We start from the raw sequence: 24,198 nt of genomic DNA on the forward strand, positions 1-24,198 counted from the left end.
GATGTCACGGTCAGCCAACCGGGTGTACGGCCTGATGGGTGCTGACGGGGCGCGCGAATCCGGACTGACCGCACTGATGTACACCTCCATCGCGAACTTCGCGGTGGACGCCGTCCTGGCGGTCTCGCTGGCAGGCACCCTGTTCTTCTCCGCGGCGGAGGCGGAGTCCCGGACATCGGTCGCGGCCTACCTGTTGGTGACGATCGCGCCCTTCGCCCTACTCGCCCCGTTGATCGGGCCCGCACTGGACCGGATCCGCACGGGCCGTCGCCTCGCCCTCTCCCTGACTTTCGCCGGCCGGGTGGTCCTCGCGGCGGTGCTGCTGCAGAACTTCAACTCCTGGATGCTCTACCCTGCGGCCCTGGGCATGCTGGTGCTCAGCAAGTCCTACGGGGTCCTGAAATCCTCGGTCACTCCCCGCGTCGCCCCTGCGGCACTCGACCTGGTGCGCGCCAACGCCCGTTTGACGATCGCCGGGCATATCGGCGGTTCACTGGTCGCCGGCGGTCTGGCCGCGGTGATCGCCTACGTCTTCGATCCTCAGGCGGCCTTGTGGCTCCTGATGGTCGTGGCGTTGTCCGGGATCTACGGATGCGCCCTGATCCCCTCCACCGCCGAACGTGGTCAGGACGAGGTCACGGTCAGCCCGTTTGTCCCGGAAGAGCCTGTGCCAGAGGCGGGGATACGACGGGGGCGTGGTGGGGACACCATAGTCACCCGGTGGCGGCGTTCTATCCGGGTCCGCTTTCCCGATGCTGCACGGACCTGCATGTGGGCGACGGCCCTGCAACGGTGCGGAACCGGGTTCATGACGATCTACGTGGCATTCGTCGCCAAGTCGTCCTCCCATCTGTCGGGTTTTGAACAGCTCTCGATGCTCGCCGCCGTCGGCGCGGCCGGGGGTGTCGGCACGTTCGCCGGGAATGCCCTGGGTTCGCGGATCCGGTTCGCCCGCCCCCGGGTCGCCGTCCTCGTCCTGGGAGCGCTCTCCCTCGGATCGGTGGTGTGCGCGGCGGTGTGGGACGGGGTGGTCACCGCAGCCGTCGCCACCGCTGTCCTGTCACTCGGCAGCGCGATGTCGAAGGTGTGTCTGGACGCGGCGATCCAGTCGGGACTTGACCAGGCGGCCCAGGCATCGGCATTCGGCATCTCGGAGACCGCACTGCAGTTGTCGTGGGTGCTCGGCGGCACGCTGGGGATCCTGCTTCCTCCGGAGCTCACCGTCGGTATGGCTGTACTCGCCGTCGTCGGTACAGTGATGTACGTCAATGTCATCGCCGCGGCGCGCGGTGTCGGTCTGGGAGCCCTGATCGGTCGGGCGAGAAGCCCCCGGTGATCAGGCCCAGCCCCGGCCCCCGTGGACAGGAGTTTCCCCACCGAATGAGCACCGAGAAGCAGCCCCACACACCGGCGCAGAAACCGGCGCAGTCGAAGAAGCAGCGACGCCGGGCCGCCCAGCGTAAGCAGTACATGACTTTCGGGGCGATCGTGCTCCTGGTCGTGGTCGTCGCCGCGGCGGTGCTGGGCTACCAGTACTGGAGCGACAACCGTCCTGCCGCGGATCCCCAGGATCTGAGGGTGACGGTGACCGATGCCGCCGGGGATGAGACAGAGTACGCCCCTTACTCTGTCTGCCAACGGTTCACAGGTGACTGTGACGAAAGCGAGCCCTCCACGATCGAGGTGGGTGCGGACGAGGAAGTCACCCTGTCGCTACCGGACGAGGTCACCAGCCAGGACTGGTCGCTGCTGCAGATCTTCGATGATCAGGCTGCGAACACAGAAAACACCTGGGCGGCCGGCGAGAAATCTGAGGTCACGGTCCGTGGTTCCGCCGAGACCGAAGACGGGGACGGATCAGGCGCCCGCCTCAGTGTAGTGGAGGTCCACGCCCTGATCCTCGGCGAGGAAGACGGCGAAGAGGTGCCCTACGGAGTGGTGTGGGCCTTCAACACCGGCGTGGAGCCGGAGCCCGCCGGCGACCCCACCACCGACTCCGGGGAGTAGCCGGTCAGCTATCGAGTTCGCGGGCGATGGTCCGCAGGATCTCGGCAACCTGCCGCCCCTCTTTCCGGTCAGGGCGACGCCCCGCCTCCAGGCTCGGCTGCACCCGGGACTCCAGCAACGTGACGGTGTCCTGGACCAGCTCATGGAGCTTGTCAGGACTGTACTTGTGACCACGTGCTCCCTGGGACCCCCTGGCCCCCTTCTGCGGTGACGGGGCAGGCCCGTCATCCAGCACCGCCACACGCATGGCCTGCGGGCCCTTTCGTGCTTCGGCGAAGTCGTACTCGAGACGCTGCCCCTTGTGCAGTTCGGTGACTCCGTCGGGAAGTACCTGCGAGCCGACGTAGACGTCCTCACCCTCGGGATTGGAGACGAAGCCGAATCCCCGGTCCGGGTCGTACCACTTCACTTTTCCGGTCGGCATGATGTCGGCCTGTCCTTTCTCTACTTACTCTCTACTCACGGATGGGGAATGCGCCAGTTTACCCGTGGAGCCCCACCGTCGCCTATTAGGTGCCCGCGGAGCCACAGTGCCACCGCGGGGCGAAATGTGATCAAGGTCACAGTCGAATAATAACGGTTCGATAACGTTCGAGACACAGAACGGTAACGCACTGGGCAACGGCGGTTTTGAGCCGGTCCGTGCCCGCGCTCACATCTCGGAACTGCGGACGCAATGCCGCCTGAACAGCCACAAATGTTGCCGATCAGCGTGACTCAATCGTGACAAACCGTTACTGTCGGACCCCAGCAATGAACACCGCGGTGATCCACGGGACCTGATCGCCGCACCACCGACTCCGAAAGGAATCAACCCACATGGGACGACACACCATCCGTAAGAGCAGCTTCAGCACTAAGCGCCTCGCCGTCGCCGGCATGGCAACCCTGGCACTCGGTGCCGTCGCGGCTCCGGCAGCCAACGCCGCCCCCGACTCCGACTGGGACCGCCTCGCACAGTGCGAGTCCGGCGGCGACTGGTCCATCAACACCGGCAACGGCTTCCAGGGTGGCCTGCAGTTCTCCCCGAGCACCTGGAGCGGCTACGGCGGCGACGAGTTCGCAGCCTCCGCCGACCAGGCCTCCCGTGAAGAGCAGATCGTTGTCGCCGAGCGCGTCCTCGAAGGACAGGGCTGGGGCGCATGGCCGTCCTGCTCCTCCCAGCTGGGCCTGAGCTCCGCACCGGAGCAGCGCTCCGCCCCGGCGGCCCCCGCCACCGACAACTACGCCGCCAACCCCCAGGAAGCTGCCGCGGACCTCAGCAGCCAGACCGACTCCCTCGCCATCGACGGCGTGTGGGAGAAGGTCACCGAGGCCTTCGCCGCCAACGGCATCGAGGTTCCGAGCGAGCTGGAGTCCCTCTACAAGGACAACCGCGCTGCCCTCAACGACAACTACACCGGCGCCATCAAGCAGGCCGAGGCTGCAGGCGAGCAGTACAAGGCCGTCGCCGGCAACCTGTTCTAGTCCGCCGCGTCCTGTTCACGGACGCGCACTAGACCCCACGCATTACCAGGGTCCCACCTGACAAAAGGTCGTCGCCCGGAGCATTCCGAACAGTCGGAATGCCCCGGGCGACGACCTTTTCGCCGTGTGTCGCCCGACTAGCGGTTAATCACCGTGTACGGGTGGACGTAAGGCAGCTTCTCAGCGGGGACGGGGAACTCAGCGTCACCGAAGGGGCTCAACGCCCCGGCATCGTCAGCCACGAGCTCGGAGACCGCGTGTTTGCCTTCGGGCAGGTTCTGCGGCCAGCCCGGATCAACGTAGTGCTTCTTCTTTGCGTCAGCCATACCGCCGATCATTCCACATCCCCGCCGTTCAGGCGACTTTCCGGCACGGTCATCCCCGCCGGCGTCTACACCCGGGTGACCACCGGCGGGTAAAGTGACCGTCGTTATGCCTGACTCCTTCCCCACCTACGCCGACTGGCTGTCCGGTCACCCCGACGACGTTCTCGTCGACCTGCTCTGGCGACTGCGTGCCTTCCACCCCAGTTCCCTGGGGTCGGTCTCGGACGTGGCCGCGTTGCGTCGGCTCGACGCCACCGGACTCGCCGTCCTGCACGCCCTCGTCGTCGCCGGGGCGGACCATCAGCCGGTGGAGCTGGAGGATGTCACGACGAACCTCACGCAACTGTGGGACGCCGCCGGTACCGACCCGGAACGCCGCGCGGACACCGCGGCTGTCCGGGCGACAACCCACACGTTGGCCTCCTGGGGGCTGGTCTTCGGGCCGGGCCTGTCAGTGTCGCCGCAGGATCCAACGACAGCGCCGGGTGCGATGAAAGTACCGATGCACCTGCCACCGTTGTTCTCCGCCACGACCGACCTGCCCTGGGTGCTGGTGGACGGCTACCGTTGCCCGATCCCGACCGAGGATCTGCCGGAGGTCCTCAATGCACTGCCGACCCGACAACGCCGTCTGCTCGACACCCTCGAGCTGTCCGGTGGTATCGGGCACTCTGCGACACTCGACGATCCGGAGCGCCCCCTGGCCCGGATGATCGCGGCAGGGCTGCTGGACCGGGTCGACGCTCAGACCGCCCGCCTGTCGCTGCGCGTGTCAGCGAGCATCTCCGGACGCGTCGTGCCCCTGCCCGGCGGGGATTTCAGTGCGCTGGAGAGCCCGGTCGCATCGTCCCGTCCGGACGCCCGCACCGACGCCACCGCGGTCGCGCGGGTGGTCGAGACCGCCCGCCTGGTGGCCGACGTCCTGCAACAGATCGGGAACACGCCCGTACGCCCCCTCAACGCCGGAGGGATCGGGGTACGGGAGATCGCCCGGCTGTCCAAGGCACTGGGCCTCGACGCAGCCGTCGTCAGCGACACGCTCGTCCTGTGCCGTCACGCCGACCTGATCGCGGTCGGGCTACCTGTCCCCGCTCCACAGGACGTCATCGGCAACGGCAACTTCTGGTCATTAAGCGAACGCGGTGCCACGTACCTGTCCGCGCCCCTCTCCCGACGCTGGGCAATGCTCGTCGACGGATGGCGCCACAGCCCGCACGCCCCGTGGTCGGCGCAGGATGACGCCGGCACCGACGCCCACCTGCTGCAGGAATCCCTGGACGCAGCCGAAGCAGCGGCACTCCGGGGTGTCGTCGCCGCCAGTGGACAGGTCATCACGGCGGAGGGACTGTGGCGGATCCGGCCGTCCGTCGCAGCGGTGACATCCGAGGCCGCCGTCGACAATGTCCGCGACGAGTGTGTGATCCTGGGGCTGTCCGCAGACGGGGAACCGTCCTCGGCGGCCGTCGCACTGGCCGCCACCGTATCCGACGGAGACAGTGACAGTGCCGACGAAGACCGGCTCACCGCCGCACTGGCCGACATCCTGCCTGCCCCGGTCGGCATGCTGATCATCCAGGCGGACATGACGATCCTCGCCCCCGGACTGCTCGACGGGGACACCGAAGCGAAACTGCGGGCCTTCGCTGACGTCGAGTCCACCGGTATGGCCAGCGTCTGGCGGGTGACCAGGGAGAGCATGCAACGTGCCGTGGAACGGGGAGAAACCGCCGAAGGTATCGAGGACTTCCTGGCAGGCATGGCACCCGATGTCCCCCAGTCCCTGTGGTACCTGATCCAGGACACGTTCCGCACCCACCGTCCCGAAACCCCGGTGGTCGGCAGCACTGCCGCCAGCGTGTTGACCGCACCCGACGAAAAGTCCATGGCCGCGATCATGGACACCGACGCCGCGGAGGAAACAGGACTCCGCCTGCTCTCCCCCACCGTCGCCGCGAGCTCGGTGCAGTTGTCGCTGGTGGTCGAGGCACTGGAGGACGAAGGTGTGACCATCAGCATCGACGGCGACACCGGCACCGGACGTGCCACCGCGGCACCGGTGTTCTCCACCGTCCCGGACCCGGACCGTCCCGCGACGTCCTTCACACAGGTCGCCGACCAGCTCGCCGGCGCGGTAGAGGGGTTCCGTCGCACCCGTCAGGACGAGGACGACGAGGCGGGCCACAGCGGCGAGACCACACGTGTCCACGAACCCCGTGCCATCATGGCCGCTCTACGTCACGCCTACGACGCAGGGACCTCAGTGGAGATCAGCTACGTCGACGCCACCGGGTCAGCCGTGCACGAGTGGATCTCCGTGGTCACGATGAGCCCGGTGTCGATCATCGGCGTCACCGAGGCCGGTGGTCAGTCGCTGCACATCCAACCGCACCGCGTCGCCTGGGTAGGCACACCGGTAGAAGCGACCGATGAACCGTGACTGACGTGAACGGTGTCAACGCGTAGAATGATCTGGTTGCACAAGCGGCAACGCACACCTGCACCAACCCCTGTGAGGAGGCACCCGTGGGACTCGGCGACGGCCCGCTGATCGTCCAGTCGGACAAGACCGTGCTGCTGGAGATCGGGCACGCCCAGGCGCAGGAGGCCCGCACCGCGCTGGCCCCCTTCGCGGAACTGGAACGCGCCCCCGAACACGTCCACACCTACCGCATCACGCCGCTGGCCCTGTGGAACGCCCGGGCCGCGGGACACGACGCCGAACAGGTCGTGCACGTGCTGGAAACCTACTCCCGGTTCCCCGTCCCCCAACCCCTGCTGGTGGACGTGGCCGAGACGATGGAACGCTACGGTCGGCTCATTCTTGCCAACCATCCCGCCCACGGGCTGGTGCTGGAATCGACCGACCGTGCGGTCCTCGCCGAGATTCGTCGGCACAAGAAGATCCGCCCGATGCTCGGTGAGGAGATTGACGAGGACACCCTCATCGTCCACCCCTCCGAACGTGGCCGGCTGAAGCAGGAACTGGTCAAGGTCGGATGGCCCGCAGAAGACCTCGCCGGCTATGTCGACGGCGAAGCACACCCCATCACGCTGTCCACCGAACAGGAAAACTGGCAGCTGCGCGACTACCAGGAGATGGCCGCCGACTCCTTCTGGGCCGGTGGCTCCGGCGTGGTGGTGCTGCCCTGCGGCGCCGGCAAGACAATGGTCGGCGCAGCGTCCATGGCGAAGTCCCAGACCACGACGCTGATCCTGGTGACCAACACCGTCGCCGGACGGCAGTGGAAGGACGAGCTCGTCCGGCGCACCTCCCTCACCGAAGATGAGATCGGCGAGTACTCAGGCGAAAAGAAGGAGATCCGCCCCGTCACCATCGCCACCTACCAGGTCGTCACCCGCAAGACGAAGGGCGAGTTCCGTGCCCTGGAACTCTTCGACTCCCGTGACTGGGGCCTGATCATCTACGACGAGGTGCATCTGCTGCCCGCCCCGGTGTTCCGCATGACCAGTGACCTGCAGTCGCGCCGACGCCTGGGCCTGACCGCCACGCTGGTGCGCGAAGACGGTCGCGAGGACGACGTCTTCAGTCTCATCGGCCCTAAACGCTACGACGCCCCCTGGAAGGACATCGAAGCCCAGGGCTGGATCGCCCCCGCCGACTGCACCGAGGTGCGCGTACAACTCACCGAGTCCGAGCGCATGGTGTACGCCACCGCCGAACAGAACGAGAAATACCGGCTGGCGGCGTGTTCACCGGCCAAGAACCGGATCGTCCGCAGGATCCTCGACCAGCACCCCGACGAACCGACACTGGTCATCGGTGCCTACATCGACCAGCTCGAGGAACTCGGTGACGAACTCGACGCGCCGGTCATCGACGGACGCACCACCACGCACCGCCGCGAGGAACTCTACGCTGCCTTCCGCAGCGGCGAGTTGCGCGTCCTCATCGTGTCGAAGGTGGCGAACTTCTCCATCGACCTGCCTGGCGCATCGGTCGCGGTTCAGGTCTCGGGAACCTTCGGCTCCCGTCAGGAGGAGGCCCAGCGGCTGGGCCGGATTCTGCGGCCGAAGCCAGACGGTGGCCCCGCATACTTCTACTCCGTCGTCGCCCGCGACACGTTGGACGCCGACTACGCCGCCCACCGTCAGCGCTTCCTGGCGGAACAGGGGTACGGCTACCGCATCATCGACTCGGTCGACCTGTAGGATCATTCACCGTGGTCAGCTTCAACTTCACTGTCGACGAGCCCTTCGCCCGCAAACACAACGAGTTCTTCCGTGACTCCCGCCGGTTCCAGTGGTCGGCCGGGTTGATGGGCGCGATCATGATCGCCGCTGCAGTGATCCTGTTCGTGGTCGTGGACGCGGGCTGGGCGGTGATCGTGGGCATCGCCGCAGTGATCATGGCGCTGATCTGCTTCATCATGGTGCCGGTGTTCCCCCGCCAACTCGGATCGCCGCAACACTACTACGACGCCTACGCGCTTGCCCCCACCGTGATCGCCCAGGTCAACCCACGTGACGTCGTCCTGATGTCGCTGGTGGACACCGCGGCCACCGGTGCCGCCAGGTCACGTCCGGCCCTCGCACTGCGCACCGTGACATCGATCCCCGGGGTGGAACGCAAGGTCGGTGAGCGGGTGCCGGCGATGGCCGTCACCGGAATGCGGTCAGTGGGCCAGCAGGAGCACTGGGAACAGATCTCCCCGATGCCGGTGGCGTGGGGGACACAGGACCGGTCCGTGGTCGCCGAGGCAGAGAAGGCCATCCCGGAGTCGGAGTGGGCCCGGCTGGAGTCCCTGATCGACCGGCTCGAGGACGTGCAGAAGACCCGGCACCTGCTGCTCGAGCTGGAGTAGGTTCCGGCACGTCCCCATGCCGACGCCGAATTGTCGCCCTCCCAGGTAGGAAATCGGGTCGATTCCCGACTCGGGCGGGCGACAATTCGACATACGGGGGCTACCGGAAGCGTTCGGCGATTTCCTGCAGTCTCGCTGCATGGACGGACCAGTCCGCCTCGTCCGGGAGGTTCGTGTTGTTCTTCCGCAGCCCGATGCTGCCGTCGAGTTGTTCCCGCAGGATGTCCGCATGTCCTGCATGACGGGCAGTCTCCGCGATGACATGGGTGGCGATCTCACCCAGACTCTTGCGCCTCCTGTCCGCCGGCCAGTGGCGCACCGTACCAACATCGCTCACCGGACGCCGGGACAACGTCTCATTGGAGAACTCCCAGACCCTGCGGTAGAAGGCGATGATGTCGTCGACAGTCTCATCCGGAGCAAGATAGAGGTCGATGTGCGGGTCAACGTCGGCCTGTTCGACGGTAATGCGCTCGCCTGCGACCGGCCATTCCCGTCCGAAAGTCTCCCCGAAGTAGCCGATTTCGGTGTGTGCGACGTGTTTGACCAGGCCTGCCAGGTTCGTGCCGGTGGCGGTGAGGGGACGGCGCGCGTCGTACTCACTGACTCCCTCCACTTTCCACAGCAGGGCATCGCGACTGGCCTGGAGGTAGTGGAGCAGGAATCCGTTGGTGTCGTCGAGGTTCATGGGTCCATCATGACCCTTGCCTGCGTGGAATGTAGCGTCATGCAGCCCCCAGCTTCTCCCGCTACACTGGGACTCACTGACGGTGATTGTTCAACAATCACCGTCAGTGAGTCCCAGTGCAGAGACGAAAGGCCCCGATGCCCACCATCGACCTGAACGCCGACCTGGGCGAGACCACCGGTGGCATCGCCGTGGCCGACGACCCAGCCATGATCGCCTTGGTCTCCAGCGCCAATGTCGCGACCGGGTTCCATGCGGGTGACCCCCACGACATCGCCGCCACCGTCCGCGCCGCCGCTGAACGCGGAGTTACCGTCGGGGCGCACATCGGCTACCGGGATCCCGGAAACTTCGGGCGAACCACCCTCGACATCGACCCCGACCAGCTTGCCGACGAGACTCTCTATCAGATCGGTGCACTCGATGCCCTGGCCCGGGCCCACGGGACGAAAGTCAGCTACGTCAAACCTCACGGAGCGCTCTACAACACCATCGTGCACGACAAGTCACAGGCCCGGGCGGTCGTCGACGGTGTCCGGGCATTCGGTGACCTGCCGCTCATGCTCCTGCCCGGCAGTGTTGCAATCGACCTCGCCGAGGGTAAAGGCCTGCGGGTGATCCGGGAGGCGTTCGCCGACCGCAACTACACTTCTGCCGGCACGCTTGTCCCCCGGTCGGAGGCGGACGCCGTGATCACCGATCCGGACGCTGTCGCCGCGCGCGTCCTGCAGGTAGCCACCACCGGCGCCGTTACCGCAGTGGACGGCACGGTCCTGCGCGTCGATGCTGAATCGGTGTGCATCCACGGTGACTCCCCGGGCGCGGTGGAGCTCTCCCGGATGATCGTCGAGAAACTTCGCGCCGACGGCATCGATATCAGGAGTTTCCTGTGACCACGGATGCGACACCGGATGCGACACCGGTCCACCGGGTCGGCTCGCGGGCGGCGCTCGTCGATCTTCCGGACCTGGCGACGGCAATGGTCTGGCACTCCCATCTGGCCACCCACCCGTTAAGAGGCCAGCGCGACATCATCGCCGCAGCCCGTACCGTCCTCGTTGTGCTGGATTCACCGTCGGCGGCAACGGCGGCGATGAAGCAGCTCAGGACACTCCGCCCTACCGAAAGCGCTGGCGGGAATGCATCCCGGACTGTGACCGTCGACGTCGTCTACGACGGCCCCGACCTGGAGACGGTCGCTGACCAGCTCGGCACCACGGTCGACGGGGTGATCGAGCACCACACCTCGTCGACGTGGACGGGTGCATTCGGTGGTTTCGCGCCGGGGTTCACCTACTGTGTGGGTGACAAGGTACCGTCCGTCTCCCGCCGGGACTCTCCCCGCACGGAGGTCCCGGACGGAGCCGTGGGCCTGGCGGGTGAGTTCTCCGCAGTGTATCCCCGCAGTTCACCGGGTGGCTGGCAGCTGATCGGCACGTCCGCGACTCCGGTGTGGGACGCATCGGAGCAGGAGCCTGCCCTGATCCGACCGGGCGACCGTGTGGCGTACCGGGCGGTCAGGGAACGGGTGGAGGTCTGCCCGTCGGCTCCCGAACGCGACGGCGACGTGCAGGAACGCGCTTCTCTGACGCTGACCGACCCCGGTCTGCTCACAGTGATCGAAGATGCCGGCCGCCCTGGGCACGGCGGGGTGGGAGTCACCGGCTCCGGTGCCGCAGACATGGCCTCAGCCCAGGTCGCCAACGACGTCGTGGGCAACCACCCCGGAGACGCGGTCCTGGAGAACATCGGCGGACTGTCACTGACGGCCCTGCAGGATGTGGTGGTCGCGGTCACCGGCGCGGAAACCACGGTCACGGTAGACGGTCGCAGCCGAGCGTTGGCCTCTCCCCTGCTGGTCACCGAGGGGTCGACGCTGGTGGTTCCGGGCGTCGACGACCCTCACCACGGGCTACGCAGCTATGTCGCGGTACGGGGCGGTGTCCGGCACAACGGAGAGGTGCTGGGGTCGCTGTCGTCGGATGTTCTCTCGGGTCTCGGGCCAGGTCCACTGGTCGCCGGCTCCGCGATCGAGGTGGGTGCCGGCCAGGTGGCTCCGACCCGTACGGGCACCAATCCGGTGCGTGTCCCGGATGTGCTGCGCGTCGTCGCCGGCCCCCGTGACGCCTGGTTCGCCGACGGAACGGAGGCACTCACGGGTCGGGAGTGGACGGTCAGTCCGTCGTCGAACCGGGTGGGGGTGCGACTGTCGGGCACTGCCGTGAACCGCAGCGACGACCGGGAGCTTCCGAGTGAGGGGATGGTCGCCGGCTCTGTCCAGGTGCCGCCGGACGGTCAGCCCGTCCTTTTTCTACGGGATCATGCCGTCACCGGCGGCTACCCCGTCATCGCCACTGTCATCGCCGAGGACCTCGACGCCGCCGCCCAGCTGGCTCCCGGCGCGACGGTCAGATTCGAGGAGTACACATGAGCACCATCTCATCCGTCCTGATCGCCAACCGCGGGGAGATCGCGGTGCGCATCGCCCGCGCCGCCCACGACCTGGGCATTCGCACGGTCGCGGTGTACACCGACGCCGATGTCGGGGCCGTGCACACCGAGATGACCGAACAAGCGTACGCGGTGTCCTCCTACCTCGACGTCGACGCGCTGCTCGAGGTCGCGTCCCGCGCCGGTGTCGACAGCGTGCACCCCGGGTACGGGTTCCTGTCGGAGAATGCCGACGCCGCCCGCGCGGTGCAGGATGCCGGACTGGTGTGGGTCGGCCCGTCACCGGAGACCATTGAGACCCTGGGCGACAAGATGGCGGCGCGGCAGCTGGCCGAGCGGTCCGGGGCCCCGTTGGCACCGGGTACGTCTGAACCGCTGACATCCTGGGAGCAGGCCCGGGACTTCGCCGAGGACGTCGGTCTGCCGATCGCGATCAAAGCCGCCTTCGGTGGTGGCGGACGTGGTCTGAAAGTCGTCACCGAGGATGACGGGCTGGGGGCGATTGAAGATGCCTTCGCTGCCGCTGGTCGGGAGTCGCAGGAAGCCTTCGGGCGTGCGGAGTGCTTCGTGGAGAAGTTCCTCGCCCGCCCCCGGCACGTCGAGGCCCAGGTGCTGGCGGACATGCACGGTGCGGTCGCGGTGATCGGTACCCGTGACTGCTCGACCCAGCGCAGATTCCAGAAACTCGTCGAGGAAGCGCCTGCACCGTTCCTGTCCGAGGAACAGAACCGGCTGATCGTCGACGGTGCCCGCGAGGTCTGTCGTGCGGCCGAGTACGTCGGCGCGGGGACGGTGGAGTTCATCGTCGCCGAGGACGGCACCGTATCCTTCCTCGAGGTCAACACCCGCCTGCAGGTCGAGCACCCGGTGACCGAGGCCGTCTCCGGGATCGACATCGTCCACGAGCAGTTCCGTATCGCCGCCGGAGAGCGGCTGGGCGTTGATCCGGACGCGGACCCCGCCACCCACGGCCATGCCGTGGAGTTCCGGATCAATGCCGAGGACGTCGCCCACGGCTTCGCCCCCTGCCCGGGGACGGTGACCCGCTTCGAACCTCCGACAGGACCGGGAATCCGTGTGGACAGCGGCGTCCGCTCCGGGTCAACGATCCCGGGCAGCTACGACTCGCTGCTGGCGAAACTGGTCGTGTGGGGGCCTGACCGCGACACTGCTCTGCGGCGGGCCCGCGCCGCCCTCGACGAGTTCCATGTCGACGGTGTGCGGACCGTCCTGCCGTTCCACCGCGACATCGTGCGGGAGCCGGCGTGGACCGCCCCCGACGGCGCGGCAAGCTTCCGCATGTGCACCGACTGGGTCGACCGCGAATACGTACCCGGCGCGCACACCGTCTCCCCTGACGTCACGTTCGACGACATCTACGTCGAGCGCACCACCCTCGCGGTGGAGATCGGCGGAACACTACAGCATGTGCGGGTACCGTCTGTACTGCTGCAGCGCGGGGACGCCGCGCGAGGGGGGAGCACCGCCACCGGGAACAGTGACGGGCACCCCGGGGATGTCCCCGCGCCCTTCGCGGGCACGCTGGTGGAGTGGAAGGTCTCCGACGGTGACACTGTCGAGGAGAACCAGACACTTGCCACGGTCGAGGCGATGAAGATGGAGGCCACCGTCACGTCGCCGGCTTCCGGCACGATCCAGCTCATCGCGGATGCCGGGGACGTCATCGCCCGCGGAGACATCCTCGCCAGGATCGTGGAGGAGTAGACGTGCGTGCCCAGACAGCTGCCCAGCAGCTCCGCCTCGCCGTGTCCGCCGGCGAATTCACCCCGGGGCAGAAGCTCAGCGAGGTCGCGGCGGCGCAACGCTTCGGTATTTCCCGCAATACACTGCGCGAAAGCTATGCCACACTCATCGCCGACGGTGTCCTCGAGCGTATCCCCCATCGTGGCGTGTTCATCGCCTCGCCCGGCGCCGCTGACGTGCACAGCCTCTTCCTCGCCCGCGCCGTCGTCGAGCCCGGGGCACTGTTGTGGGGCGAAGCCCCCGATGTCGAAACCCTGGACAGGATCGTCGCCGCGGCAGAGACACACCAGAAGGCGGACGATCTGGCAGCGACGGCGACGGCGAATCAGGAGTTTCACCGCACCGTGGTGGCAGCGGCCGGTTCGGACCTGCTCAACGAGGAGATGGAACGACTACTCGCCCGGATGCGCCTGGTGTTCCTGCAGGCCGAACGGCGCGATCCCGGATTTCACGGGAGTTTCGTCCCCGTCAACCGGAGTGTTGTCGCTCTGCTGCAGGCCGGTAACCGGGAGGAGGCGGCGTCCCTGCTGCGCGCATCCCTGCTGGACACGAGCGAGTCGCTGTCCTCCCTGATCGGGTGACCTGCACCCGACGGGCCAGAGAGATCAGAAGGGTCAGAGGTCCCCGGTCTCGAGGAATTCCAGCACCCGATCGCGGTACACTCCTGCGTCAATCCCCCGCTCCGCCAGCCACGCCTCCGAGTAATACTTGTCGAGGTAGCGTTCCCCGGAATCGCAGATCAGTGACACCACGCTTCCGCGCTCGCCGGCGTGCACCATCTCGGAGACCAGTCGCAGCGCGGCCCACAGTCCGGTGCCTGTGGACCCGCCGGCCCGGATTCCGGTCACCTGTTCCAGCGCCTGGATCGCACCGATCGCTGCAGCATCGGGCACACCCATCATCCGGTCGACGACGGTGCCGGTGAAACTCGGTTCCACCCTTTGGCGGCCGATGCCCTCGATCCGCGACGGCGCCTGTGTCGTCACCGCGGTGTCCCCCGCCTCCCAGCCTGGCAGGAATGCCGAGTTCTCCGGATCGGCGACGCACAGCCCCGTCATCCGTCCGGTGTAGCGCACGTAGCGGCCCAGGGTCGACGAGGTCCCGCCGGTACCAGCCGTCGCAACGATCCAGGTCGGCTCGGGGTGCCGTTCCATCGCCATCTGACGGAAAACGGACTCGGCGATGTTGTTGTTGCCTCGCCAGTCGGTGGCCCGCTCGGCGTAGGTGAACTGGTCCATGTAGTGGCCACCGCTCTCCTGCGCGATGTCCGCAGCAACCGCGTAGACGGTGGACGGGTCATCAACGAAGCGGACATCGGCGCCGTACGACCTGATCAGACGAACCTTCTCGGCACTGGTGGTCGCCGCGACGACGGTAATGAACGGCACACCGATGAGCCTGGCGAAGTAGGCCTCCGAAATCGCGGTCGAGCCGGATGAAGCCTCAACGACCGGCGCGTCTGGCCGGATCCACCCGTTACTCAGTGCATAGAGGAACAGGGAGCGGGCGAGCCGGTGTTTCAACGAACCGGTAGGGTGCGTCGACTCGTCCTTGAGGTAGAGGTCCACGCCCCATGCCTCCAGCAGGGGGACCGACAACAGGTGGGTGTCGGCGGAACGGCACTGGTCCGCCTTCACTTTCGCGATAGCCCCGGCGAGCCAGCGGCGCCCGTCCCCGTCGTACCGGTTGAGGTCACGCACCCCTACCATCGCGCCAGCCATGCCGCATCGTCGCTAATCCGCCGTCGCCACACGTCCGGGACCCCGAGGATGTGCTCGGAGAGATAGGCCCGGAACTCGTGGCCCGGTGCACTGCCGGTGAAGAAGTCCTGCACCTGCTCTGCCGGTGTGCCTCGGGAGTCCTCGGAGGCCACCGACACCAGTGTGCGCACCTGCGACAACTCCGGAGGGGCAGCGATCAGTTCAGGGGAGATCCGGGGCGTCATGGCCAACAGGAAGTCCGCCTCCTCGACAACGTCCCGGGCAAGCCCGAAGCCGGAGCCGAAGGTGATCAGGCCGGTGCGTTGGTCCGGTCGGTCCCACCCGCGTACCTCGCGGAACGCCGCGGCAACGGCTGCCTGCGTCCGTTCCGGCGACGCATCCTCGCCGTAGGCAGGCAACGGATAGACCAGATCCACCACGGTCACCCCGGACTTCTCCGCCAGTGCGGCGAACAACGGCAGCCAGAGCTGGTCGTGGGCTTCGGCATCGCCGAACCAGCCGGGACCGCCGTGCAGGCTCACCGCCACGGCACCGGTCGGCTCACTCGGAGTAAGCACGGTCCCCTGAACGCCGGCAGGTGTCACCGGTTCCGCCGAGGGACCGGTCTTCAGAAACGCCGATGTCGGCATGGCGTGGTCGAGACCCGCGCCGAGGACCAGCAGGCTGCAGTGGGTGATCAGGTCGGGCACGCGCGCCCACATGCGCTCAGTACGGTCCTTGAGGTCAGCGGTGACCCCGTCAGGCGATTCCGCCGCCTCATCGGTGGTCAACGACCGGAAGATCTCCGGGTAGCTGTCCTCGAAGAAATTCAGCAGCTGAGTCAGCTGGCCGCGCGGGCTGATGCCGTCCCGACCTGCCTGGGCATCCACCGGATGCCCTTTCGGCAACGTCGCGGGGTCGGTCTGCTCGAGGGGGACGGTCTCGTCCGGGTCGGCCCCGGTCGCGGTAATCGGCTGAATGCTCATGACCCCATACTATGGCGGCATGGAATCTCAGCATCACCTCCCCACCCGTGCCCCGTCGACGCCGGCGTCCCGGGTCGCCGGCGTCGGCCCGACGGTCTTCGCGACGATCACCGCTGAGGCGGTACGCACCGGCGCAGCGAACCTCGGGCAGGGCTTTCCGGACGAGGACGGCCCGGCGGGCATGCTGCGTCGGGCCGCCGCGGAAATCACCGGGGGTAACAACCAGTACGGCCCCGGGCGAGGCCTGCCGTCGTTGCGCCGTGCCGTCGCGGAAGACCGCGCGCGCCGTCTCGGGCACGTCGTGGATCCGGAGGACGTGCTGGTCACTGTGGGCGCAACCGAAGGCATCGCCGCCGCCGTCCTCGGACTCGTCGACCGCGGCCGTGAGGTGGTGGTCCTTGAACCCACCTACGACGCCTATTCTGCAGCCATCGGCTTGGCCGAGGCCGTCGCCCGGCCTGTGCGTCTGCTGTTGGACGACGGCAGGTGGCATTTGGACCGGGAGCAGTTCGCCGCTGCGGTGGCGGATGGCCCCGCGGCCATGATCCTCAACTCGCCACACAATCCGACCGGTACGGTCCTGGGACGGGAAGACCTGGAGTTCATCGCCGATACGGTGCGCGACACCGGTGTGGTCGTCATCAGCGACGAAGTCTACGAACGTCTCGCCTTCGACCGTCCCCACGTCGCTTTCGCGACGCTGCCCGGCATGCAGTCACGAACGGTGACATTGTCCAGCGCTGCGAAATCCTTCAACGTCACTGGCTGGAAGACCGGGTGGGCGATCGCTCCACCGGCGCTGCTGGATGCCGTCACCGCTGCCAAGCAGTTCCTCAGTTATGTCGGCGTCACGCCCCTGCAACCGGCGGTCGCGTGGGCGCTCGACAACGCCGACGACTGGAGCGACCGGTGGGGACGCACCCTGCGGGCCCGTCGTGACCGCCTGGCCGGTGTTCTGCATGCGACCGGGCAGGACGTCCTGCACAGCGACGGCACGTACTTCCTCGTCAGCGACATCGCACCACTGCGACTCGGCATCAGTGCCGAGGAGTTCTGCCGTGCCCTGCCGGAGGCAGTCGGTGTCGCCGCCATCCCGGTGAGCAGTTTCGTCGAGGAGGTCGATGAACAGGTCGCGACCCTCGTACGGTGGACGTTCTGCAAGGCCGACGGCACCCTCGACCTGGCGGAGGAGCGATTGCTTGCCGCCGACTGGACGCGCCTGCATAAGACCAGTAACTAATCACTACGATGGTGGCCATGACTCAGATCCGCACCACACATGTAGGTTCACTGCCGCGCACCCCGGAACTGCTGGAGGCCAACCAGCGTCGGAGCACCGGCGACATCAGCCAGGACGAATTCCTCGACATCCTCCAGGACGGTGTCGACAAGGTCGTCCGTCGGCAGGTCGACCTGGGCCTCGACATCATCAACGAAGGCGAGTACGGACACGTCACCTCCGGTGCCGTGGACTACGGCGCCTGGTGGAACTACATCTTTTCCCGGTTCAGTGGTCTCACCATGACCGACACCGACCGCTGGGCCAACGCGGAGAAGGTCCGGTCAACCCCCGGCAACATCCGCCTGACGTCCTTCCCTGACCGCCGGGACCGCGCCGCTTTCAGCGCCGCCTACGAGGACCCCGAGTCCGGCATCTTCACCGGGCGCGCCAAAGTCGGAAACCCGAAGTTCACCGGCGAGATCGGCTACATCGGCGGCGACCAGGTTGCCGCCGACGCCCGACTGCTCACCCATGCGCTGTCTGCCGCGGACAAGTCCACCTCCGAGGGGTTCATCGCCGCGATCTCCCCGGGGTCTGCCGCACGACTGACCGACGAGTACTACGGCGACGACGCTGCTCTGGTCAACGCGTGTGCCGATGCCCTGCACCATGAATACAAGGCCATCACCGACGCCGGCCTGACCGTGCAGATCGACGCGCCCGACCTCGCCGAGGCGTGGGACCAGATCAACCCTGAGCCCTCGGTCGCCGATTATCAGGCGTGGATCCGTATCCGTATCGCCGCCATCAACCGTGCACTCGCGGGCCTGCCGAAGGACCAGACCCGCCTGCACATCTGCTGGGGTTCCTGGCACGGCCCCCACACCACCGACATCCCCTTCGCCGACATCATCGACGAGGTGCTGCAGGCCGAGGTCGGCGGATTCTCCTTCGAGGGCGCAAGCCCCCGCCACGCCCACGAGTGGCGCGTGTGGCAGGACCACGAATTGCCGGAGAACACCCTGATCTACCCCGGTGTCGTCTGCCACTCCACCAACGTCGTGGAGCATCCCCGCACCGTGGCCGACCGGATCCTGCAGTTCGCTGAAGTCGTCGGACCCGACCGGGTCGTCGCATCCACGGACTGCGGACTCGGCGGCCGTCTCCACGAGCAGATCGCGTGGGCGAAACTGGAATCACTTGTCGAGGGCGCACGCATCGCCAGTCGAGACCTGCTGGGGTAGTTTCTTTCGGTTCACGATTGTGTCAGCGTAGGCTGACCTTCATGACTGTTACCTTACGCCCCATCCGACGCACCGTCGGCGTCCTCACCGCCACCTGCTGCATGCTCGCCCTGTCCGCCTGTGCGGGTTCCTCAGACGATGACTCTGCCTCCGGTACCACCGGAGACACCGCAGCCGTCCAGGCAGAAGGGACTTTCCCTCAGACCGTGCCGACGAAGTTCGGTGACGTCACCATCGACGAACAACCCACCACGGTGGTGGCACTGGGGTGGGGTGATGCGGAGACGGCACTCTCCCTCGGCGTCCAACCTGTCGGTGCGTCCGACTGGCTCGACTTCGGCGGGGACGGCGTCGGCCCGTGGATGGAGGGCGCCTACGATACCTCCCCCGAGATCATCAGCACACTGGAGCCGGAGTACGAGGAGATCGCAGCCCTGGAGCCAGACCTTATCCTCGATGTCCGGAGCTCCGGCGACCAGGACCGCTATGACAAGCTCTCCGCTATCGCTACGACCGTCGGCGTTCCCGACGGAGCAGACAGCTACCTGACCCCCCGTGCGGAACAGGTGCAGATGATCGCCACCGCGCTGGGCCGCCCCGATGCGGGGGAGACGATCACCCAAGGCTACGACGACATGGTTGCGGGAATCCGTGAGGAGCACCCCGAATGGGCGGACAAGACCGCTGCGACGGTCGCGCTTTCGTCCACCGGTTGGGGCGCCTACATCCGTGGCTCTGAACGCTATGACACGCTTCTCGACCTCGGGTTCCAGGAGAATACGACACTTGCGGACGAGGAAGTCGGCGATACAGGATTCTCCGTCAAACTCAGTGACGAAACACTGTCCAAGGCCGACTCCGACCTGGTCGTGGCGTTCGCCGTCGGGACGACACCAGAGGACGTAGACAGCAATAGCGCGTGGCAGCGGTTGTCGGCGACCAAGGACGGGCATTCGTTCGCCATGCCGCGCGATATCTCCAGCGCCTACTCACTCGGGTCGCCCTCAGCCATCGAGTTCGCAATGAAAAAGCTGGTTCCGTTGCTTGAGGAGCACACGAACAGCTAATACCAGGGCCAACACCGACTCCCCCGGGTTCTCTGGCGCTGACAGCACGGCGTCATCGGCACCCCACGCAGCGGCGCGAACCTCCTCCGCACGCTCTTGCGCTAATGAGGCCCCAACAGAAGCGGCGATAGATCATCCAGCCCGATGCACCCCGTAACGATCGTTTCCTAGGCGACATCAACGCCGAGCGCGTGTGCTCCAGCAATATCTGAGCTCAAGGAGTTGCGAAGGTGATCCACTTCGTCGTCCGCGAGGCCTAGCAGCTCCAGCCCGGCGTCAAACAGTCCTGCTCGTGGTTTGTAAGAACGAGCCTCCTCGCCGGTGAGGATGAGAGGTACCGGTACATCTATGTGGCGTATCGCAGCATCGAGGTCATGTCTGTCGATGTTCGACACCGCACAGGCCGGAATCGGACATGGACTCAGGAAATCGATACCGCCGCCGCGCTGCTCAGGGGTCCGTCAGTAGTTGAACTGATCGCGTGACAGTTCAGTGGCATCGAGTGGAGAGCCGACCGTGTCGAGAACCGACGATAAAGACTCGATCTCCAAGTCTCGCTGGGCACGAAGGGTCGCACCGCGCAATGCTGCAAGCCACAAAGGGAGGTTCCGACCCCAGGCTGGTGCAAGCGCTGATCCGGAATAATCCGAGTACCCACCGGCTATTCTACGGACAATATTCCGAATGACCGGCCCATCTTCGGCAACGACTGTCCCATAGAAATCCAGCAGCACTCCTCGGTACGGCATGGTAACTAGTACGTCATGCCTAGTCTCACAGGAGCCAGGATCCGATGAGGCCCACCGGCTACTACCGATACCTGTTCTGGGCTATGCTGTCGCCCCATGAATCTGCGGAGCTCGTCGAGACCGGCCAACGGTAGAACAGGGGCCACCGCAGCTTCCACAGCTCCTACACCCCACACAACCTCTGAAAACCACCACCCCAACCCCCGCCGGGGCCGGGCGGCCAGCCGCACCCCCCGGACCACACACACCCACACACACAAAAAAGAGAGGCCCCAGCAGCCAGCCACAAAGCTGACCACCGGGACCTCCCCAGACACTTAATGCCGGCGGCGTCCTACTCTCCCACACCCTCCCGGGTGCAGTACCATCGGCGCAGGCAGGCTTAGCTTCCGGGTTCGGAAAGGGACCGGGCGTGACCCCACCGCTAAAACCACCGACAAACACACACGAAACAAACACACACCCAACCCCGCCAACAACCCCTCCCCAGGGACAAAACCCCACAAAAGAGAAGCCAACAGACTGGTGCACTGTGCCGTTCCAGACACTGCACAATGAACGCGAAAATACCTTCACACTACTACACAACAGAACCACTCGTTACAACGTTAATGTCATCCTCGGTCAATTAGTACCGGTCACCTCCAACACTCACATGCTGTCCAGATCCGGCCTATCAACCCCGTCGTCTACAGGGAACCTCAAACGAAACCTCATCTCGAAACAGGCTTCCCGCTTAGATGCTTTCAGCGGTTATCCCTCCCATACGTAGCCAACCAGCCATGCCACGGGCGTGACAACTGGCCCACCAGAGGTATGTCCAACCCGGTCCTCTCGTACTAGGGTCAGCCTTTCTCAAGTTTCAACGCGCACGGCGGATAGAGACCGAACTGTCTCACGACGTTCTAAACCCAGCTCGCGTGCCGCTTTAATGGGCGAACAGCCCAACCCTTGGGACCAACTCCAGCCCCAGGATGCGACGAGCCGACATCGAGGTGCCAAACCATCCCGTCGATATGGACTCTTGGGGAAGATCAGCCTGTTATCCCCGGGGTACCTTTTATCCGTTGAGCGACACCGCTTCCACAAGCCGGTGCCGGATCACTAGTCCCTACTTTCGTACCTGCTCGACCTGTCAGTCTCACAGTCAAGCTCCCTTGTGCACTTACACTCAACACCTGATTACCAACCAGGCTGAGGGAACCTTTGGGCGCCTCCGTTACTCTTTGGGAGGCAACCGCCCCAGTTAAACTACCCACCAGGCACTGTCCCTAACCCAGATCATGGGCCGAGGTTCAGATATCCAGCACGATCAGAGTGGTATTTCAACAACGACTCCACAACCACTAGCGTGGCCGCTTCACAGTCTCCCACCTATCCTACACAAACCGAACCGAACACCAATACCAAGCTATAGTGAAGGTCCCGGGGTCTTTTCGTCCTGCCGCGCGTAACGAGCATCTTTACTCGTACTGCAATTTCGCCGGGCCTGTGGTTGAGACAGCAGGGAAGTCGTTACGCCATTCGTGCAGGTCGGAACTTACCCGACAAGGAATTTCGCTACCTTAGGATGGTTATAGTTACCACCGCCGTTTACTGGGGCTTAAATTCTCCGCTTCGGTGTTACCACCTAACAGGTCCTCTTAACCTTCCAGCACCGGGCAGGCGTCAGTCCGTATACATCGACTTACCGTCTTCGCACGGACCTGTGTTTTTAGTAAACAGTCGCTTCCCTCTATCCTCTGCGACCCACACCAGCTCCAGCCGAAAAAGCCTTCACCAGCACGGGCCCCCCTTCTCCCGAAGTTACGGGGGCATTTTGCCGAGTTCCTTAACCACAGTTCACCCGATCGCCTTAGTATTCTCTACCTGACCACCTGTGTCGGTTTGGGGTACGGGCCGAATGTGCACATCGCTAGAGGCTTTTCTCGACAGCATAGGATCACCGACATCCCCGCAAACGGGTACGCATCACGCCTCACCCATCATGAACCCCGGATTTACCTAGGGCTCGGGCCACACGCTTACACCACAATCCAATAAGTGGCTCGGCTACCTTCCTGCGTCACCCCATCACTTGGCTACTACCAATTCAGGTCCCGCGCATCCACACACACCAAGCCCACAAAGTAGACCCAGCACACGCTTCAGGGCGGTTAGTATCACTGATTCACCATGGTCGCACACACACGGGTACGGGAATATCAACCCGTTATCCATCGACTACGCCTGTCGGCCTCGCCTTAGGCCCCGACTCACCCTGGGAAGATTAACTTGACCCAGGAACCCTTGGTCATCCGGCGGATGAGGTTCTCACTCATCATTCGCTACTCATGCCTGCATTCTCACTCGCATAGCGTCCAGCACTGGGTCACCCCGCACCTTCACTCGCTACACGACGCTCCCCTACCAACCCACACCCAAAGGTGCAAGTTCCGCGGCTTCGGCGGTGTACTTGAGCCCCACTACATTGTCGGCGCAGAACCACTCGACCAGTGAGCTATTACGCACTCTTTCAAGGATGGCTGCTTCTAAGCCAACCTCCTGGCTGTCTTCGCGATCCCACATCCTTTTCCACTTAGTACACCCTTAGGGGCCTTAGCCGGCGATCTGGGCTGTTTCCCTCTCGACTACGAAGCTTATCCCCCGCAGTCTCACTGCCGCGCTCTCACTTACCGGCATTCGGAGTTTGGCTGATGTCGCTAAGATGGTAGTCCCGCTAAACCAACCAGTAGCTCTACCTCCGGCAAGAAACACACGACGCTGCACCTAAATGCATTTCGGGGAGAACCAGCTATCACGGAGTTTGATTGGCCTTTCACCCCTACCCACAACTCATCCCCTCAGTTTTCAACCTAAGTGGGTTCGCGCCTCCACGACGTCTTACCGTCGCTTCACACTGGCCATGGGTAGATCACCCCGCTTCGGGTCCAGGACACGCCACTAACAACACACTAGTTAGTATTCGCTTTCGCTACGGCTACCCCACACGGGTTAACCTCGCGACGTGCCGCTGACTCGCAGGCTCATTCTTCAAAAGGCACGCCATCACCCCACAAGGAGGCTCTGACGGATTGTAGGCACACGGTTTCAGGTACTATTTCACTCCCCTCCCGGGGTACTTTTCACCATTCCCTCACGGTACTATCCGCTATCGGTCACAACAAGTATTCAGGCTTACCGGGTGGTCCCGGCAGATTCACAGCAGATTCCACGAGCCCGCTGCTACTCGGGGACACTTGCAACCCACATGCATGATGCTTTCACGTACCGGACTCTCACCGTCTACGGCAGGCCATTCCAAACCACTTCCGCTAACACCACACACACAGGCGGCAGGCTGACAGACCCACCACACAAGACCCCACAACACCCCACATGCAACCCCTGCCAGGTATCACACACATAAGGTTTAGCCAAACATCCGATTTCGCTCGCCGCTACTCACGGAATCACTATTGTTTTCTTCTCCTACGGGTACTGAGATGTTTCACTTCCCCGCGTTCCCTCCACACCAGCTATACATTCACCAGTGGGTGACCGCGCATAACCACGGCCGGGTTTCCCCATTCGGACATCCTCGGATCAACGCTCAGTTGGCAACTCCCCGAGGCATTTCGCAGCCTCTCACGTCCTTCATCGGCTCATTGTGCCAAGGCATCCACCGTGCGCCCTTCACAGACAACACTAAAACAAACAAAGAT

The 24,198-nt window shown here is 65.1% G+C and carries 18 protein-coding genes and 2 rRNA genes; 13 read left to right on the top strand and 7 right to left on the bottom strand.

Annotation, left to right across the window (positions count from 1 at the left end; translation table 11 throughout):
• The first annotated feature begins 1 nt into the window (after window position 1).
• A complete protein-coding gene (locus CGLY_RS12940; protein ID WP_052540179.1) occupies window positions 2–1,336 on the top strand; it encodes an MFS transporter in 1,335 nt (444 codons plus the stop codon).
• Window positions 1,337–1,380: 44 nt separating this feature from the next.
• The gene (locus CGLY_RS12945) at window positions 1,381–2,007 is read left to right on the top strand and encodes a DUF2771 domain-containing protein (protein WP_052540181.1); all 627 of its coding nucleotides are present in this window, start codon (window positions 1,381–1,383) and stop codon (window positions 2,005–2,007) included.
• A 4-nt stretch (window positions 2,008–2,011) separates the two neighbouring features.
• Here CGLY_RS12945 and CGLY_RS12950 read toward each other — a convergent pair whose 3' ends face one another.
• Window positions 2,012–2,431 carry a cold-shock protein gene (locus CGLY_RS12950; RefSeq protein ID WP_038550018.1) on the bottom strand — a complete coding sequence of 140 codons (420 nt, stop codon included), beginning with the start codon at window positions 2,429–2,431 and terminating at the stop codon, window positions 2,012–2,014.
• Between the two features lie 395 nt (window positions 2,432–2,826).
• Here CGLY_RS12950 and CGLY_RS12955 point away from each other — a divergent pair, with 395 nt between their 5' ends.
• Window positions 2,827–3,474, top strand: a complete 648-nt coding sequence (locus CGLY_RS12955) for a resuscitation-promoting factor Rpf1 domain-containing protein (RefSeq protein WP_038550019.1) — start codon at window positions 2,827–2,829, stop codon at window positions 3,472–3,474.
• A 137-nt stretch (window positions 3,475–3,611) separates the two neighbouring features.
• On the opposite strand, the gene CGLY_RS12960 is transcribed toward CGLY_RS12955, so the two are convergent.
• On the bottom strand, window positions 3,612–3,800 hold the full coding sequence (locus CGLY_RS12960) for a hypothetical protein (RefSeq protein WP_038553016.1): 189 nt from the start codon (window positions 3,798–3,800) through the stop codon (window positions 3,612–3,614).
• Between the two features lie 106 nt (window positions 3,801–3,906).
• Between CGLY_RS12960 and CGLY_RS12965 the strand changes: the two genes are divergently transcribed.
• From CGLY_RS12965 to CGLY_RS12975, 3 genes are all read left to right on the top strand, one after another.
• Window positions 3,907–6,237, top strand: a complete 2,331-nt coding sequence (locus CGLY_RS12965; protein WP_038550020.1) for a helicase-associated domain-containing protein — start codon at window positions 3,907–3,909, stop codon at window positions 6,235–6,237.
• 86 nt (window positions 6,238–6,323) lie between these two features.
• Window positions 6,324–7,970: a DNA repair helicase XPB gene (locus CGLY_RS12970; protein ID WP_038550021.1), complete on the top strand. Its 1,647-nt coding sequence runs from the start codon at window positions 6,324–6,326 to the stop codon at window positions 7,968–7,970.
• 11 nt (window positions 7,971–7,981) lie between these two features.
• Entirely contained in the window at window positions 7,982–8,623 is a 642-nt protein-coding gene (locus CGLY_RS12975; protein ID WP_038550022.1) for a DUF3239 domain-containing protein, read from the top strand.
• A 100-nt stretch (window positions 8,624–8,723) separates the two neighbouring features.
• Here CGLY_RS12975 and CGLY_RS12980 read toward each other — a convergent pair whose 3' ends face one another.
• Window positions 8,724–9,311: a DinB family protein gene (locus CGLY_RS12980; RefSeq protein ID WP_052540183.1), complete on the bottom strand. Its 588-nt coding sequence runs from the start codon at window positions 9,309–9,311 to the stop codon at window positions 8,724–8,726.
• Between the two features lie 137 nt (window positions 9,312–9,448).
• Between CGLY_RS12980 and CGLY_RS12985 the strand changes: the two genes are divergently transcribed.
• From CGLY_RS12985 to CGLY_RS13000, 4 genes are read left to right on the top strand one after another with little or no spacing between them, the layout of a single operon-like run.
• Window positions 9,449–10,204 carry a LamB/YcsF family protein gene (locus CGLY_RS12985; protein WP_038550023.1) on the top strand — a complete coding sequence of 252 codons (756 nt, stop codon included), beginning with the start codon at window positions 9,449–9,451 and terminating at the stop codon, window positions 10,202–10,204.
• Window positions 10,201–11,742, top strand: a complete 1,542-nt coding sequence (locus tag CGLY_RS12990; protein ID WP_038550024.1) for a 5-oxoprolinase subunit B/C family protein — start codon at window positions 10,201–10,203, stop codon at window positions 11,740–11,742. Before CGLY_RS12985 ends, CGLY_RS12990 begins: the two co-directional genes overlap by 4 nt.
• Window positions 11,739–13,487: an acetyl/propionyl/methylcrotonyl-CoA carboxylase subunit alpha gene (locus CGLY_RS12995; protein WP_038550025.1), complete on the top strand. Its 1,749-nt coding sequence runs from the start codon at window positions 11,739–11,741 to the stop codon at window positions 13,485–13,487. Before CGLY_RS12990 ends, CGLY_RS12995 begins: the two co-directional genes overlap by 4 nt.
• Before the next feature lie 2 nt (window positions 13,488–13,489).
• Window positions 13,490–14,107: a GntR family transcriptional regulator gene (locus CGLY_RS13000; RefSeq protein ID WP_038550026.1), complete on the top strand. Its 618-nt coding sequence runs from the start codon at window positions 13,490–13,492 to the stop codon at window positions 14,105–14,107.
• Between the two features lie 33 nt (window positions 14,108–14,140).
• On the opposite strand, the gene CGLY_RS13005 is transcribed toward CGLY_RS13000, so the two are convergent.
• Both CGLY_RS13005 and CGLY_RS13010 read right to left on the bottom strand, forming a co-directional pair.
• The gene (locus CGLY_RS13005; protein ID WP_038550027.1) at window positions 14,141–15,247 is read right to left on the bottom strand and encodes a PLP-dependent cysteine synthase family protein; all 1,107 of its coding nucleotides are present in this window, start codon (window positions 15,245–15,247) and stop codon (window positions 14,141–14,143) included.
• On the bottom strand, window positions 15,229–16,212 hold the full coding sequence (locus CGLY_RS13010) for an alpha/beta hydrolase family protein (RefSeq protein ID WP_038550028.1): 984 nt from the start codon (window positions 16,210–16,212) through the stop codon (window positions 15,229–15,231). Before CGLY_RS13010 ends, CGLY_RS13005 begins: the two co-directional genes overlap by 19 nt.
• A 19-nt stretch (window positions 16,213–16,231) precedes the next feature.
• Here CGLY_RS13010 and CGLY_RS13015 point away from each other — a divergent pair, with 19 nt between their 5' ends.
• From CGLY_RS13015 to CGLY_RS13025, 3 genes are read left to right on the top strand one after another with little or no spacing between them, the layout of a single operon-like run.
• Window positions 16,232–17,452 carry an aminotransferase class I/II-fold pyridoxal phosphate-dependent enzyme gene (locus CGLY_RS13015; protein ID WP_052540185.1) on the top strand — a complete coding sequence of 407 codons (1,221 nt, stop codon included), beginning with the start codon at window positions 16,232–16,234 and terminating at the stop codon, window positions 17,450–17,452.
• Between the two features lie 17 nt (window positions 17,453–17,469).
• The gene (locus tag CGLY_RS13020) at window positions 17,470–18,678 is read left to right on the top strand and encodes a cobalamin-independent methionine synthase II family protein (protein WP_407080797.1); all 1,209 of its coding nucleotides are present in this window, start codon (window positions 17,470–17,472) and stop codon (window positions 18,676–18,678) included.
• A 41-nt stretch (window positions 18,679–18,719) separates the two neighbouring features.
• Complete coding sequence (locus CGLY_RS13025; RefSeq protein ID WP_227590277.1) at window positions 18,720–19,745, top strand: iron-siderophore ABC transporter substrate-binding protein; 1,026 nt, start codon at window positions 18,720–18,722, stop codon at window positions 19,743–19,745.
• Window positions 19,746–20,815: 1,070 nt separating this feature from the next.
• Here the strand turns inward: CGLY_RS13025 and rrf are convergent.
• Both rrf and CGLY_RS13035 read right to left on the bottom strand, forming a co-directional pair.
• A 5S ribosomal RNA gene (rrf, locus tag CGLY_RS13030) occupies window positions 20,816–20,932 on the bottom strand.
• A 171-nt stretch (window positions 20,933–21,103) separates the two neighbouring features.
• Window positions 21,104–24,182, bottom strand: a 23S ribosomal RNA gene (locus CGLY_RS13035).
• Window positions 24,183–24,198: the final 16 nt, after the last annotated feature.

The sequence above is a fragment of the Corynebacterium glyciniphilum AJ 3170 genome, from assembly GCF_000626675.1.
GTDB lineage: Bacteria > Actinomycetota > Actinomycetes > Mycobacteriales > Mycobacteriaceae > Corynebacterium > Corynebacterium glyciniphilum.

Coding starts and splice junctions, on each gene's coding strand:
- CGLY_RS12940 (WP_052540179.1), top strand. CDS start 2: ATGTCACGGTCAGCCAACCGGGTGTACGGCCTGATGGGTGCTGACGGG.
- CGLY_RS12945 (WP_052540181.1), top strand. CDS start 1,381: ATGAGCACCGAGAAGCAGCCCCACACACCGGCGCAGAAACCGGCGCAG.
- CGLY_RS12950 (WP_038550018.1), bottom strand. CDS start 2,431: ATGCCGACCGGAAAAGTGAAGTGGTACGACCCGGACCGGGGATTCGGC.
- CGLY_RS12955 (WP_038550019.1), top strand. CDS start 2,827: ATGGGACGACACACCATCCGTAAGAGCAGCTTCAGCACTAAGCGCCTC.
- CGLY_RS12960 (WP_038553016.1), bottom strand. CDS start 3,800: ATGGCTGACGCAAAGAAGAAGCACTACGTTGATCCGGGCTGGCCGCAG.
- CGLY_RS12965 (WP_038550020.1), top strand. CDS start 3,907: ATGCCTGACTCCTTCCCCACCTACGCCGACTGGCTGTCCGGTCACCCC.
- CGLY_RS12980 (WP_052540183.1), bottom strand. CDS start 9,311: ATGAACCTCGACGACACCAACGGATTCCTGCTCCACTACCTCCAGGCC.
- CGLY_RS12985 (WP_038550023.1), top strand. CDS start 9,449: ATGCCCACCATCGACCTGAACGCCGACCTGGGCGAGACCACCGGTGGC.
- CGLY_RS12995 (WP_038550025.1), top strand. CDS start 11,739: ATGAGCACCATCTCATCCGTCCTGATCGCCAACCGCGGGGAGATCGCG.
- CGLY_RS13005 (WP_038550027.1), bottom strand. CDS start 15,247: ATGGCTGGCGCGATGGTAGGGGTGCGTGACCTCAACCGGTACGACGGG.
- CGLY_RS13010 (WP_038550028.1), bottom strand. CDS start 16,212: ATGAGCATTCAGCCGATTACCGCGACCGGGGCCGACCCGGACGAGACC.
- CGLY_RS13015 (WP_052540185.1), top strand. CDS start 16,232: ATGGAATCTCAGCATCACCTCCCCACCCGTGCCCCGTCGACGCCGGCG.
- CGLY_RS13020 (WP_407080797.1), top strand. CDS start 17,470: ATGACTCAGATCCGCACCACACATGTAGGTTCACTGCCGCGCACCCCG.
- CGLY_RS13025 (WP_227590277.1), top strand. CDS start 18,720: ATGACTGTTACCTTACGCCCCATCCGACGCACCGTCGGCGTCCTCACC.